General features: G+C 65.1%; 13 protein-coding genes. 4 read left to right on the top strand and 9 right to left on the bottom strand.

The annotated features are described in order from the left end of the window. Positions 1-69: 69 nt before the first annotated feature. The 5 genes from ACIA76_RS04940 to ACIA76_RS04920 form a co-directional block, all read right to left on the bottom strand. A complete protein-coding gene (locus ACIA76_RS04940; RefSeq protein WP_397148559.1) occupies positions 70-453 on the bottom strand; it encodes a hypothetical protein in 384 nt (127 codons plus the stop codon). Positions 454-746: 293 nt separating this feature from the next. Then, complete coding sequence (locus ACIA76_RS04935; protein ID WP_397148558.1) at positions 747-1,055, bottom strand: GIY-YIG nuclease family protein; 309 nt, start codon at positions 1,053-1,055, stop codon at positions 747-749. A 30-nt stretch (positions 1,056-1,085) separates the two neighbouring features. Beyond that, positions 1,086-2,759 carry a substrate-binding domain-containing protein gene (locus ACIA76_RS04930; RefSeq protein WP_397148556.1) on the bottom strand — a complete coding sequence of 558 codons (1,674 nt, stop codon included), beginning with the start codon at positions 2,757-2,759 and terminating at the stop codon, positions 1,086-1,088. A 20-nt stretch (positions 2,760-2,779) separates the two neighbouring features. Beyond that, positions 2,780-3,043, bottom strand: a complete 264-nt coding sequence (locus ACIA76_RS04925) for a WhiB family transcriptional regulator (RefSeq protein ID WP_397148554.1) — start codon at positions 3,041-3,043, stop codon at positions 2,780-2,782. Between the two features lie 21 nt (positions 3,044-3,064). Continuing rightward, positions 3,065-3,613: an HNH endonuclease gene (locus tag ACIA76_RS04920; protein ID WP_397148551.1), complete on the bottom strand. Its 549-nt coding sequence runs from the start codon at positions 3,611-3,613 to the stop codon at positions 3,065-3,067. A gap of 432 nt (positions 3,614-4,045) precedes the next feature. On the opposite strand from ACIA76_RS04920, the gene ACIA76_RS04915 reads away from it, so the two are divergent. Genes ACIA76_RS04915 through ACIA76_RS04900 form a run of 4 tightly spaced genes read left to right on the top strand, consistent with a single transcriptional unit; the run spans position 4,046 to position 6,201 of the window. After that, entirely contained in the window at positions 4,046-5,239 is a 1,194-nt protein-coding gene (locus ACIA76_RS04915; protein ID WP_397148549.1) for an anion permease, read from the top strand. A 12-nt stretch (positions 5,240-5,251) separates the two neighbouring features. Next, positions 5,252-5,545 (top strand): hypothetical protein, encoded by a 294-nt coding sequence (locus ACIA76_RS04910; RefSeq protein ID WP_397148547.1) that lies wholly within the window; start codon positions 5,252-5,254, stop codon positions 5,543-5,545. A 4-nt stretch (positions 5,546-5,549) separates the two neighbouring features. Beyond that, on the top strand, positions 5,550-5,858 hold the full coding sequence (locus ACIA76_RS04905) for a DUF3349 domain-containing protein (protein ID WP_397148545.1): 309 nt from the start codon (positions 5,550-5,552) through the stop codon (positions 5,856-5,858). 31 nt (positions 5,859-5,889) lie between these two features. Continuing rightward, a complete protein-coding gene (locus tag ACIA76_RS04900; RefSeq protein WP_397148543.1) occupies positions 5,890-6,201 on the top strand; it encodes a DUF3349 domain-containing protein in 312 nt (103 codons plus the stop codon). Between the two features lie 413 nt (positions 6,202-6,614). On the opposite strand, the gene ACIA76_RS04895 is transcribed toward ACIA76_RS04900, so the two are convergent. The 4 genes from ACIA76_RS04895 to ACIA76_RS04880 all read right to left on the bottom strand — a co-directional run bounded on the left by ACIA76_RS04895 (position 6,615) and on the right by ACIA76_RS04880 (position 12,718). Beyond that, positions 6,615-7,391 (bottom strand): YncE family protein, encoded by a 777-nt coding sequence (locus tag ACIA76_RS04895; RefSeq protein WP_397148541.1) that lies wholly within the window; start codon positions 7,389-7,391, stop codon positions 6,615-6,617. Positions 7,392-7,657: 266 nt separating this feature from the next. Next, the gene (locus tag ACIA76_RS04890; RefSeq protein ID WP_397148539.1) at positions 7,658-10,024 is read right to left on the bottom strand and encodes a DUF3945 domain-containing protein; all 2,367 of its coding nucleotides are present in this window, start codon (positions 10,022-10,024) and stop codon (positions 7,658-7,660) included. Positions 10,025-10,029: 5 nt separating this feature from the next. After that, a complete protein-coding gene (locus tag ACIA76_RS04885; RefSeq protein WP_397148537.1) occupies positions 10,030-10,353 on the bottom strand; it encodes a type VII secretion target in 324 nt (107 codons plus the stop codon). 181 nt (positions 10,354-10,534) lie between these two features. Next, the gene (locus ACIA76_RS04880) at positions 10,535-12,718 is read right to left on the bottom strand and encodes a malate synthase G (RefSeq protein ID WP_397148535.1); all 2,184 of its coding nucleotides are present in this window, start codon (positions 12,716-12,718) and stop codon (positions 10,535-10,537) included. Positions 12,719-12,848 lie beyond the last annotated feature (130 nt).

The following is a 12,848-nucleotide window of genomic DNA, read 5'->3' as shown; positions in this document are numbered from 1 at the left end:
TGGGTTCCCGTACCGACGATCAACACTCGGGCGCCCGGTGAGCGAAGTGCGTAGTTCCGCGCTCCTGATTCAGCCGTCATGGTCGAGCTGCCGCACGAGTTGTGTTGTGGCGTCCCTGATTTCGGAAGCGGAGAGCTGCCGGACGTTTTCGGCGTGATATTCGATGGTCGCCCCGTCGGGCTTGGTCAGCTTGACCGTGATGCCGCCGGTGCGTCGCCTGATCCAGGTGATCAGCACCGTCGACAGTGCGGTGGCCGATGCGGCTATCGCGCCACCGGAGCCGAGAGCGATCGTGAGCGCGTCGGTGACGGCGCCGAGCCTGCCGGGCGCCGGTGGTGTCGTCGTCAATTCGACTCGGCCACGGAGCGTCTCGTGCGCGATCAGCCATTCACGCAAGGACCGTAGTTCGTCGTCGGCGCGATCGCCGCCGTCGACGCGAATGACAACTTCCATCGCAACCCTCCCCGCCCAGGACCACGAGTAGATGGTCGCACGCGGTCGGTCGCCGCGGTGGCGGTTCGGTTGTCAGCTCGAGTGCCGGGGTTGTTCCTCGCCGGGTTCGGGCAGTATCTCGCCGCCCTAGGTCTCGAGCAATACCGGTTCCACCTCGCGATGGCGCGAGCGCTCGATACTCCCGATCCGGACCGTGCACAGAATTCGACGCATCAGCACTTCTGACCGACTCTGGGTAGACCGATCGGTTTAGTCTCAACTTGCAGCAGTATCCGGCGCCGGTCCAGGATGCGTCACAACAGCACCGAATAGAGATCGTGCCATTCGGGATTCATGGTCTCGATCAACGCGATCTTGCGAGGTCGGCTGTACCTTTTGAGCCGTCTCTCCCGGAGAATGGCGTTCTCTAGGGTGTCCTGCGGCTCGTACCAGACGAGCGTATGGATGCGGTGCCGCTTGGTATGGCTCTCGACCACGTCGTTCTTGTGATGCCACACCCGGCCGACGAGATTCCAGGTCGAGCCGACATACAGCATCCCGTGCGGCCCGCTCGCCATGATGTAGGCACACGGCGGCGGCTGCCACGGTCTCCTCCTCCCCATGGTCAGAGGATGCCAGGGACCGCCGACAAGTCAGGGGGTGGTGAGGGTTTGGCTGATGGCGGTGCCGAAGGCGAGGTCGTCGGTGGTGGGCAGGCGGGTGAGGGTGCCGCCGGTTTTCTGGGTGAGGGTTTGCAGGGTGGGGGTGGGCTGGGCGCCCAGGACGATGATGTCGATGCGGACCGGGTGGGCTGGGTCGATGGCGGCGGTGATGTCGGTGAGGAGTTGGTCGCCGGTGATGGTGGAATCGTCGTTGGGGCCGCCGGTGATCAGGAGGACGGAATTGGTCCGGCCGGGGGCGAATCCGGTGATGGCGCTGCGGTAGGCGGCCTCGAGGGCGGGGTAGGTGCGGTCGGTTTTCGCGGTGGTGGCGCTGACGTCGCCGAGGGCCTTGGCCAATTCCGTGCGGTGCTGCTGGGTGAGCGCGGCGGTGGGGGAGAGGATCTTGTACGGATTGGTGCCGTCCAGGTCGTGGGCGTAGGTCCAGACGCCGAGGCCGAAGTCCGGGGGCATGGTGTCCATCGTCGACTGCAGGGCGCCGAGGGTGTTTCCGAGGCGGGTGAGGGTGCCGTCGGTGACGCCCATGGCGGCGGAGGTGTCGATCAGCACCGTCGTCTGCACTCCGAGCACCGGATTGGCCAGCACCGAACGCACCTGATCCAGAACGGATTTCGTGGGTACCGCGGCGGTGGTGGCGGGCGCGGCGGCGAAACCGTTGTCCGCGAACAGCTTCTGCTGATCGGGGGCGCGCAGGTAGTCGACGAACACCCCGGCGACGAGGTTCTGGGTCTTGTCCACCCACGGCCCGTTGAGCAGGGCGGCCGGATGATCGGCCACCGGCGTCGCACCGGCCGGGCGGAATTCGGTGAGTCCGGCCGTGGCCTTCAGCTGCTGTTCGGTGACCGGCACGGCGTGCACGGTCGCCTTGGCCGGATCGCCCGGTGCGGCGAGCGTGGCCAGGGCCGCGGCGGTGTCGGCGGCCTGCGGTGCGTCCGCGGCGAGTTTGGAGATCGTCGAGATGACCTGGCCGGAATGGGCGGCATCGTCGGTGAGCGGATCGGAGCTCGTCTGTGCCGCGCCGACCGTGGTCGCGGTGGCCAGGGTGTCGTCACCGGCCGGTAGCGCCAGTTTCAGCCCGCCCCAGCCCTTCAGGCCCAGGTCGCCGAGCGAACCCTGCTGCAGCTTGGGTAGATCGGCCCAGCTGGTCTTCGCGGTCTCCAGCGCCTGGCGCAGCGGATCGGGCACGGCCAGCACGATCGGGCTCGCGGCCACCGGTGCGGGTGTGCCCTCGACCAGACCGGGCACCCGCATCGACTCCACCGAGCGCGAGGAATCCGGAATCCACAGCGCCGGTTGCGTGCCGAGGGCGGGATTCCAAGCGCCGGAGGTGAATCCGGCCACCATGGCCGCCGAGGGCTGCGCGATCACCCGCACACTGACGCAATGATCGCGCACCTTCGGCTTGGCGGCGTTGAAGCGGTCCGCGGCCGCCCGCACGGGCGTGAGGATGTCCGGGTCGACGGTGACCGGCAGCGAGGACCCGCCCTCGACGCATTCGGCGGCCGCGCTGCGGCTCTCGTCGGCGGCGCGATGGCTGAGCCAGAACCAGCCACCGATCGCCGCGATCACCAGCAGCACGGCCACCACGGATATGACCAGACCCTTGCTGACGCCCCGTGAACCGCCCGCGCTGCGATGTGTACCCACGAAGTGCCAGTTTAGGGTGACTAGTCCCGGACCAGGCGCCCGCGGTCGTACTCGTGGCCGCCCCACACGCCGGTCTGCCCGGTGCTCGCGGCGAACTCTCCGCATTGGCGGCGAATCGGGCATCCGGCGCAGATGCCGCGGGCGTAGGTGAAGTCCTGCGACGGGTACGGGAACCACGCCTCATGGTTCGGGTCACCTGTGCAGGCGGCCTCCTCCCAGCTCTGCGAGTCCGAGAGCGGGAGCAGATCCACCAGGGTGAGCTCCTGCTGAATTGCGTTGGTCATATGGGATCCCTCCTTCACGGATCACTGAGTGGCGGCGGTCAGGTCCTTCCAGATCCGCCGTTGAGTGCGGGCCAAGTCGGTGGGGGCCTTGGGCTCCCACAGCAGCCGCATCCCGGCCTCCTCGGGCGTGCGATCGGCCTTGCGGGTATTGCAGGGCGCACACGCGGCGACGAGGTTGTTCCAGGTGTTGGGTCCGCCGCGGCTGCGGGGGCGGATGTGGTCGACGGTGCGCGCCCAGCCGGCGCAGTAGCCGCACCGATGTCCGTCGCGCCGCAGCACACCGGCGAGGGTGGCCCGGCTCTCGTCCTCCACGTGCACGCGGTGTTCGAGATAGACGTAGCGCAGCAGCCGAATCGTCTCGGGCAGTGCGATTTCCAGATGCTTGGAGCGAATCGGGAAATGCGGTTCGCGGGTGGCGACGGTCTCGGCGGCACCGGAGACCAGCAGCACCACCGCGCGGTCGGCGCTGATCTCGGTGAGCGCCTCATAGGAGGCGTTGAGCACCAGGACGCCGGTGTGTATCCAGTTGTCGGGATCGGGAGCCGACTCGGCGGCGCGGCGGAACAGCATGGGAGTCACCGTGTTTCGTGGAGAGCGGAGAGGGAAACGGAGGGGGAGGGTCAGGCCCGTCCCAGGAGGCGGCCGCACGGCGATCGCCGTTCGTGACTCGAAAGTCGCTGTATGCCAAGATCGTTCATAATCTCGGGCTGCATCGGCCACCTCCTCCTTCCTGGTGCTCGCCTGGCGCGTCCGGCCCCGCGGTGTGCGGGGCCGGAGCTGATCATCGCCAATGGTGACACAGCATTACGCCGTTGTCGGGTGATTTTCTTGCCCCCCCGTCGCCCGTTCAACGAGGGGGCCGGTGGTTTTGTTCCGCCTTCCGCCGCCCCGGCGGGCCGGACTCGGGCCGTTGGGGACGCGCCGGGACACATTCGTTGAACGTCGAATGAACAGATTTCCGGGTTCTGGAATGCGGGGGAAAGGCGGGAACAGACTGTGTTCGTGAGCGCAGAGCTTTTTGTACTTTTGATTGTGATAGTCACCGCGCTGGCATTCGATTTCACGAACGGTTTCCACGACACGGCCAACGCCATGGCAACTTCCATTGCCACCGGCGCACTGGGTCCCCGTGTCGCCGTGGGACTTTCGGCGATTTTGAATCTCGTCGGCGCATTCTTGTCCGTCGAGGTCGCCAAGACCGTATCCGGTGGTCTGCTGAACATCGGCAACGTCCACCACATGGCACTACTACAGATCGTGTTCGCCGGGCTCGTCGGCGGCATCGTATGGAATCTACTGACCTGGCTGCTCGGCCTACCGTCGAGTTCGACGCATGCGCTGTTCGGCGGGCTGATCGGCGCGGCCGTCGTGGCGCTCGGCACGAGCGGTGTGATCTGGACCGGTAATGCGAGCACCGGCCTGATCAACAAGATCATCGTTCCGGCCCTCGTCGCACCCTTCGTGGCCGCCGCGGTCGCCGCGCTGGGCACCTTCGTCATCTACCGGCTCACCCAGGCCTCCGACGAGACCAAGGTCAAGCGCGGATTCCGTTGGGGCCAAATCGGTTCGGCCTCGCTGGTATCGCTCGCGCACGGCACCAACGACGCGCAGAAGACCATGGGCGTCATCTTCATGGCGCTGGTCGCGCACGGCACCTACACCAACAGCGACGACATCCCGGCCTGGGTGAAGATCTGCTGCGCGCTGGCGATTGCCGCCGGCACCTATCTGGGTGGCTGGCGGATCATCCGCACGCTCGGCAAGGGTCTGGTGGAGATCGATTCGCCGCAGGGATTCGCCGCCGAATCCTCTTCGGCCGCAATCATTCTCACCTCGGCGCAGTTCGGCCTGCCGCTGTCCACCACGCATACCGCGACCGGTTCGATCCTGGGTACCGGGCTGGGCAAGCCGGGTGCGGAGGTGCGCTGGGGCGTGCTGGGACGCATGACGGTGGCCTGGGTGCTCACCCTGCCGCTGGCCGCGCTCACCGGCGCGCTGTGCTGGGGCATCGCCCGCCTGATCGGCGGCGTGGGTGGGGTACTGGTCGATCTGGCGATCCTGATCGCCCTGGCGGTGTACATGTACCTGCGCGCGCACCGCAATCCGGTCGATACGGCCAATGTCAACGAGGAATGGGAGGGCGGGCTCACGCCTCCGTCCAACCTCGCCGGATCCGCTACCGGTGCGTCGGCGTAAGGGGTACGAGATATGCACACCGTCACCACCATCGTGAAATCACTGGGCGAGGTCATGCTCATCGCCATCGTGCTGGGGGCCGGACTGCCCATCATCTTCGGGGTCGGCATCCGGTTCTGGTCGATGGAGACCGTCGGCCCGGACGGCGCGGTCGCCCGGCGCAATACCGCGGCCCAGGCGATCGCCTATGTGTGTTTCGCGATCGTGATCATCGCCGTGATCGCCGGAATCCTCTATATCGCAAAGGATTTCATCAGCCACACCTTCGATATCCAGTTGTTCGGCGCCAAAGCCTCGAAGGGGTAGCACCGTGACCGGTCATCAATCGATTCTCGGCGCGGTGCTGGCGTGGCTGCGGGCCGGATATCCGCGCGGCGTCCCGCGGGAGGACTATGTGGCATTGTTCGCGGTGCTGCACCGTAAACTGACCGAGCCCGAGGTGCGGGAGATCGTCGATCACCTGGTCGCCGACGGTACCGCCGACGGCGTCCGGCGCATCGATATCGAGGCGGCGATCGCCCGGCTTGCATACGAAAAGCCGGGCCAGGACGATGTGATGCGGGTAGCGTCGCGATTGGCCGCCGGAGGGTGGCCACTGGCGCATCCCTCGGAGGCCTGAAACACACCCGCTGCGAACGGAACTGGAATCGATGCCGCTATCCGAATTCCTCGCCAAGATCGTCGATTGGCTGCGCGCGGGCTATCCGCACGGCGTGCCGGAGTCGGATTACCTTCCCCTGCTGGCATTGCTGTCGCGCCGGCTGTCGCAGGAGGAGGTGCGGCAGGTCGCCTCCGCACTAGTCGACCAGGGCGCCATCCCGGCCGAGCGCGCTGATGCCGGGGTGCTCATCACCCGACTCACCGACGAGATGCCGCGAGAATCGGACCTGACCCGAGTGCGGGCGCATCTGGTGGCGGGCGGCTGGCCGGTGGACGACACCTGGCCGGACGCCCCCGCCTGAGCCGGATCGCCCGCTGTCGCAACGGTGTTCGATCCAACCTGTCGGTGGCTGCGCGTAGCGGGCCGCGCATGCCGTCCCGAGTCCGCAAAGCATTGATCGAGCTGATCCGCCTGCGGCCCCAGCTCGTGGCGGAGCTGTTGACATCGGTGGTCGGGATGCGATTACCCGAATTCGACCATGTGCGTGTGGATTCGGGGACTGTATCTCGACCTGGTCATGACTGCCTTGCCGGGCGGTGGCCCAACGTGTCCTGGAGGCGCTGATGCGGAGGATCACGAGCGGCCGCAATACGCCTCCAAGGTCCAGGTTTCCGGTACTCCCGTCTCAGTGTGTGTTCGGTGCTCAGGCTACTGAGAATTCGAGCGGACTATGGGTGCGACGCTCGGTGAGGAGGAAAGGCCCCGGCTGGAGATTCAGCGGTGGGTGATGATCGAGAGGGTGCCGTCGTCGTAGTTGGTGACGTATACGGTGTGGGTGGTGGGGTCGACCGCGACGCCCGCAGGTTTGTGGCCGACCGGGATGGTGGCTTTCACGGTGTTGGTGGTGGCATCGACTACCGAGAGGGTGTTGTCGTCGTAGTTGGTGACGTAGACGGTGTGGGTGGTGGGATCGACTGCGATGCTGGAGGGTTTCTGGCCGACAGGGATCGTGGCTGTCACCGTGCGCGTCGTGGTATCAGCCACCGCGAGCTCGCCGATGCCGGTTCCCGTGCCCGCCACGTAGACGAGGTGAGTGGTGGGGTCGACGGCAACCGCCGCCGAGGTCAGATCAAGCTGTATTTGCCCGTCCCCGTGGATCGGTGCCGCGGTATCCAAGATCCAGAGGTCCCAATTCGTAGCCAGATACACCTTGTGGCTGACCAGGTCGGCGGCTACTGCTGCGTTGTCCGATACCCCCCCGGGACGCGGTTCGAGTGCCCATCCGAACTTCCGGGCCGCGAGGTCGACCACGCCCAACCCGGCGACCGAAATAACAACGAACCCGGTGTGTGTTTCGGGGTCGACTGCCACGTCGAGCGTGTTGCCAGGGACGTCGATACTGCCCGTTGCCGCGCGAGTATTGGTGTCTACAAGCAGCAGCCCCTCGTGGGACGTGACGTACGCGATGTGATTCACCGGATCGGTGCCGATTCGGTGAATCGTGCTGGCGGGAATGGTCGTTGCGACCGACCGCCTTGCGGTATCGAGCACGAATACCGCATCCTTGCTGTCCGACCCTCGGCCCGTGACAACGGCTGTGCGTGTGCCGGAGTCCACGGCGACGGCCCGCAGCCTCTGGCCGACAGGGAGAGTAGAGATCGTGTAGTCGCCAACGACGACCGGCCCGGTTGGGACGACGGTACCGGTTGGTTGGGGTTTGTCGGTTGTGCAGCCGCCCACCAGGGAGCCTGCGATAAGGGCGGCGGCGATGGTCCTGCTGGCGGTGTGCGTACGGATCAGCGCAGTGGATCTTCTGCTCATCGATGCCCTTTTTGTGGGTCGATGGGCGGGATCTTGTCATCCACCCACCCGCGCCCGTGCGAGTCGTTGTATTGGTTTGTCAAACTGTCCGGCACGATCTTTGCATACGCGTTGTCGAAAGCTGCTCGGTTGGCCTCGATTACCGAAGCGTTGGGCCTACCTTGTTCGTCGAAGAATTGGTAAGTCCGACCGGACGGGTCCGGGTGGGTATTGAATAGTTCCAACGTTCCAGGATGTGTGGAATTGTATCCGGACACGATGTTGGTTTGTTGGTAGAGGCTGTTTTGGTCGGTGATTTGCCGAACAGGCTCCAAATCGTCGCTCCAATGGGTGGGCTGTTCGTTTATGGAGGGTATGTCGGGGCTGGGTATCTCTGCCTTGACAACCGGGTCGAGCACCCATGCCGTAGTGGAGATTACTGGACCGGTTGGATTCACTGCGCCGGTAACGACGTCGACGATCTCCAGCTTCTTGTTGTATTCCGCTGTTTGCTGGTCGGCGGTGTTTTGGTGGTCGATCTTGGTGAGGGAAAACAATTCGTCATTGAGTCCGATCTGCATGGCACCGGTGAGTTGCGCCGACTCGTATGCTGCATGTGGATTGGCGCCCGTGCCCGCTTGGAAATCGAGTTGGCCGGCGACTTTCGCGGCGCGGCTGTTGAACATGGCCGCCGCGTCGGGGTTGGAGTCGATCACCTTGAACAGATTCGACAGGTCGCCGGGGTGATGGTCGACCCTACTGCCGTCCCGGCCGACACCATCGTGATGGTCGCCCGCCGTATCGAGGCTATGAGCGTAGTGATTGACGAGTAGGCCAGGCTCGTTCACTCCCGCGAAGTTGGGAATGTAATCCTTCAGAGCTCCAGCGACGGCATTGCTGACACCTGGATTGACCTGACCGAAGGCTGCGTGATCCGAACGGCCCGGCATATCCTGGGCCAGGGTGGCCTCATTATGGGAGATGATGTTGGCAAGATGCTCGGCCGACTCTCCGGCCCGTTGTTGCGCAGCCTGATCCGGTGCACCCGCGTCGCCGCCGATCCACTCGAAGATGTTCTCCGCACCGTGCTGGTCCTTGCCCCACTCGTTCTGGAGGACATCGAGGACATGGCTCTCGGCGTTATAGCTTCCGTCTGGAGTGCAGGTCGGGTTCATGTTCTCGCCGGTGATGAAATCATGGACGGCTTGATGATCGCTACTGACGAAGTCGAGCATCTTGTCCGCGAGTGCACTGGATTTGGTGCCATCGTCGGAAAGCCCGGCGAAGTCGTGGTTGGGATCCTTGTTCAGAGTCGCGATCTCTGAAGCCTGCTTGATCAGTCCGCGGTCGAGATCGGAGCCTTGGGCCATACTCTTGTCGCCTCGACTGGCTATGTCGACCAGCTTGTCGAGCTGAGTTCCGTAGCCCACATTCGGACCGGGGTACATCACCCCGTAGGGGTTGGTGGTATTGGGTCCGCTTGTCCAGAGCGGGTTTTCGGTCAGCACCGTTCGAACAGTGGCGGGCAGCTGCTCCATCCCACCCCGGTCGGGCCAGTTCGCACTGCCGTCGATGCTCGCGGTGTGTACCTGCGGATTGGATATCAGCTGCATGCTGTCGGCGATCCCGCGCTGCAACTGCTGCTGTTGGTCGGGCGTGAGGTGGGAGCCGATATTCGCGATGTCATCGATCGTCATGCCGTCCTCGGACCGCATGAGATGGCTCAGATAGTCGAACTGGCCCTGCGGCAGCTCGACCGGTCGACCATCGGCCAGAGCCTGTTTCTGCTCCGGAGTCAATCGAGTGGCCGCTTGGATTCTCGCGAGTTCTTCCGGAGTCGCTGTGCCATTACGGAAATCGGTCAGATCCTGATCGGCCAGCGTGCCGCTCAGACCGGCGGAGACGGGAGTGAGTGCGGCGAGGGTGTCGACGGCCGTCGCGATCGCCTTTCCGGCGGTATCCATGGCCGAGCCGATGGAGTCGGCAAGTCCGGTGAGGCGCGCGGTGATGTTCTCGGCCTCGTTCTGGTCCTGCATATTGAGAACCGACCAATCATCGGCGACGCTGACCGGCTCCACTTCCGTCGCATGGACCGTCGATTTGATATCGGCGATCGCCTGGTTCATCTGGCTGTGTGCCGTTCGGCAGGCGGTGCCGAGTTCGTCATAGGCCGAGGCGATCGTCCGGATCTGCTGGTATTCGTTATCGGCGCGATGATTGGCGGCCGTGGCGGCCGCGCCGGACCAGTGCATACCGGAAATCGTCCGCCGCATGCTGTCGGCGATCGTGTCGATGCCCTGCACTATCTTGTCGGCGTCCGCGGCGATATCCGCAAGCGGGCTCGCGTCCCAGGACATCACCTGGTCGCGGGTGGGGCGCTCCATCGTGCCTACTTCTGAATGCTGCCGGAGTTGAGATCACCGAGGGCCGCCAGTCGAGCCGCGGCATCGGTATCGGTGTCGTGGTACGCGTTCGCCGAGGCGGTCAGCAGATTCGCCATTTCCTCGAGGCGGCCCCGTAATACGGAGGTGGCGGTCGCGCTGGCCGCATCCGCATTCGTCAGGGCCGCCGCGATGGGAGACCCTGGCAGGGCGGTCATTCCGCGACCGGCGCCGAGCGGGGGGAGTTTCTTCGTATCGGCGACATCGCCGCTCAGTGTGGTCAATTCACTTGCGGCCTGCCGGAGTTGCTCCGGCGACACCTGGACACCCATGACTACCCCCTTGTTCGTCACCGACTGGTCCGCAGGTTATCACTCGGCGAATCGGCGGTAAAGCGTTGTGCGAAGGGCGGTCTCGGGGGAGTAATGAAAGTCCCCCGGCCGCTTCGCGACCGGGGGACAGGAGTAGAGGACGACCGGGGTATTAGGTTGGGCCCGCTCCAGGAGCCAAGGCTCAGTTCTTGTCGGCCAAGGCCTTTGCCTCGCGGCGGCGGCGGTGCAGGATCGGCTCGGTGTAGCCGTTGGGCTGGCTGGTGCCCTCGAGGATCAGCTCCTTGGCGGCCTGGAAGGCGAGGCTGGCGGGGAAATCGGGGGCCATCGGCTTGTAGTTCGGGTCGCCCGCGTTCTGGCGGTCCACGACCGGGGCCATGCGCTGCAGGCTTTCGACCACCTGGTCGGCGGTGATGATGCCGTGGCGCAACCAGTTCGCCATCAGCTGGCTCGAAATGCGCAGGGTCGCACGGTCTTCCATGAGCCCGACATCGTGGATATCGGGCACCTTGGAGCAGCCGATGCCGTGATCGATCCAGCGGACCACGTAGCCGAGGATGGACTGGGAGTTGTTGTCCACCTCGCCCTTGATCTCCTCGGCGGTCCAATTCGGTTGCGCGGCAAGGGGGATCTCGAGCAGCTGGTCCACGCTCGCGCGCGTCCCGCCGCGGGCGATCTCGGCCTGCCGCTTGAACACGTCCACCAGGTGGTAGTGGGTGGCGTGCAGGGTCGCGGCGGTCGGCGAGGGCACCCATGCGGTGGTGGCGCCCGCGCGCGGGTGACCGATCTTCTGCTCGAGCATGTCCTTCATCAGATCGGGCATGGCCCACATACCCTTACCGATCTGCGCCTTGTGGGGCAGTCCGGTCGCCAGGCCCGTATCGACGTTCCAGTCCTCATAGGCCAGGATCCACTGCTGCTTCTTCATGTCGGCCTTGCGGACCATCGGCCCGGCCTCCATGGAGGTGTGGATCTCGTCGCCGGTGCGGTCGAGGAAGCCGGTGTTGATGAACACCACGCGCTCGGTAGCCGCGGCGATACACGCCTTCAGGTTGACCGTGGTGCGACGCTCCTCGTCCATGATGCCGACCTTGAGGGTGTTGCGGGGCAGGCCCAGCACATCCTCGATGCGGCCGAACAGCTCGTCGGCGAAGGCCACCTCGTCCGGGCCGTGCATCTTCGGCTTCACGATGTAGACCGAACCCGTGCGGGAGTTGCGCAGCTTCGCGTCGTCGCGCAGCGAATGCGTCGCGATGAGCGACGTGATCAGTCCGTCCAGGATGCCCTCGGGCACCTCGTTGCCGTCGGAATCGATGATCGCGTCGCTGGTCATCAGGTGACCCACATTGCGGACGAACAGCAGTGAACGGCCGTGCAGGACCAGATCCGAACCGTCGAGCGCGGTGTAGACCCGGTCCGGGTTCATGGTGCGGGTGAAGGTCTTGCCGCCCTTGGAAACCTGTTCGGCCAGATCGCCCTTCATCAGGCCCAGCCAGTTGTGGTAGCAGAGCACCTTGTCCTCGGCGTCGACCGCGGCGACCGAATCCTCGAAGTCCATGATCGTGGTGACCGCGGACTCCAGCACGAGATCCTTGACGCCCGCGTCGTCGGTCTTACCGATCGGCGAGTTCGGATCGATCTGGATCTCGATGTGCAACCCGTTGTGCTTCAGCAGCACCGAGGTCGGATTCGCCGGATCGCCCAGGTAGCCGACCAGCGCCGAGGCATCGGCCAGGCCGATGGTGGTCCCGTCCTCGAGTGTGATCTCGAGCTCGCCGTCGACGATGGCGTACTTCTTGGAGCCGATATGCGAGCCGGTGATCAGCGGCACCGAATCATCGAGGAAGTTGCGGGCCCATTCGATGACCTTGTCACCGCGGACCTTGTTGTAGCCCGAACCCTTCTCCGCGCCGCCGGTCTCCGGGATGGCGTCGGTGCCGTACAGGGCGTCGTACAGCGAGCCCCAGCGGGCGTTGGCGGCATTGATGGCGAAACGCGCGTTCATCACCGGCACGACCAGCTGCGGGCCCGCGGTGGTGGCGATCTCGTCGTCGACGTTCTGGGTCGCGATCCGGAAATCGGCAGGCTCATCGCGCAGATAGCCGATTTCGGTGAGGTACCGCTTGTAGGCGGCCTTGTCGTAGCCGGCGCCGGGGTTCTCGGCATGCCAGGCATCGAGTTTGCCTTGGATTTCGTCGCGTTCGGCCAGCAGGGTGCGGTTGCGCGGCGCGAGGTCGTTGATGACCCGCTCGGCACCCGACCAGAACGCGGCGGAATCGACGCCGGTACCGGGGAGCGCCTCGTTCTCGACGAACGTGTGCAGAACCTTCGCCACCGCAAGCCCGCCGACCTGAATCCGCTCTGTCATCTACTGCCTCATTTCGAGAAAGCCGGATGGTTTAAAAGTACGCCTGTCATGTTACTCGGCGGTAGAAGTCTCGGCCTGGGTCCCTCGCCGTCCCGGCGAATCCGCCCCTTGATTGTATCGGCCGGTACAT

Origin of the sequence: Nocardia sp. NPDC051570, from assembly GCF_044454005.1 — a bacterium.
In the GTDB taxonomy this organism is placed as follows: domain Bacteria; phylum Actinomycetota; class Actinomycetes; order Mycobacteriales; family Mycobacteriaceae; genus Nocardia.
The sequence above is the reverse complement of the archived record's forward strand: the minus strand, read 5'-3'. Positions and strand labels throughout refer to the sequence as shown.

Excerpts from the sequence above, each read along its gene's own strand:
- ACIA76_RS04940 (WP_397148559.1), bottom strand. The coding sequence starts at position 453 with ATGGAAGTTGTCATTCGCGTCGACGGCGGCGATCGCGCCGACGACGAA.
- ACIA76_RS04935 (WP_397148558.1), bottom strand. The coding sequence starts at position 1,055 with ATGGGGAGGAGGAGACCGTGGCAGCCGCCGCCGTGTGCCTACATCATG.
- ACIA76_RS04925 (WP_397148554.1), bottom strand. The coding sequence starts at position 3,043 with ATGACCAACGCAATTCAGCAGGAGCTCACCCTGGTGGATCTGCTCCCG.
- ACIA76_RS04920 (WP_397148551.1), bottom strand. The coding sequence starts at position 3,613 with ATGCTGTTCCGCCGCGCCGCCGAGTCGGCTCCCGATCCCGACAACTGG.
- ACIA76_RS04910 (WP_397148547.1), top strand. The coding sequence starts at position 5,252 with ATGCACACCGTCACCACCATCGTGAAATCACTGGGCGAGGTCATGCTC.
- ACIA76_RS04900 (WP_397148543.1), top strand. The coding sequence starts at position 5,890 with ATGCCGCTATCCGAATTCCTCGCCAAGATCGTCGATTGGCTGCGCGCG.
- ACIA76_RS04890 (WP_397148539.1), bottom strand. The coding sequence starts at position 10,024 with ATGGAGCGCCCCACCCGCGACCAGGTGATGTCCTGGGACGCGAGCCCG.
- ACIA76_RS04885 (WP_397148537.1), bottom strand. The coding sequence starts at position 10,353 with ATGGGTGTCCAGGTGTCGCCGGAGCAACTCCGGCAGGCCGCAAGTGAA.
- ACIA76_RS04880 (WP_397148535.1), bottom strand. The coding sequence starts at position 12,718 with ATGACAGAGCGGATTCAGGTCGGCGGGCTTGCGGTGGCGAAGGTTCTG.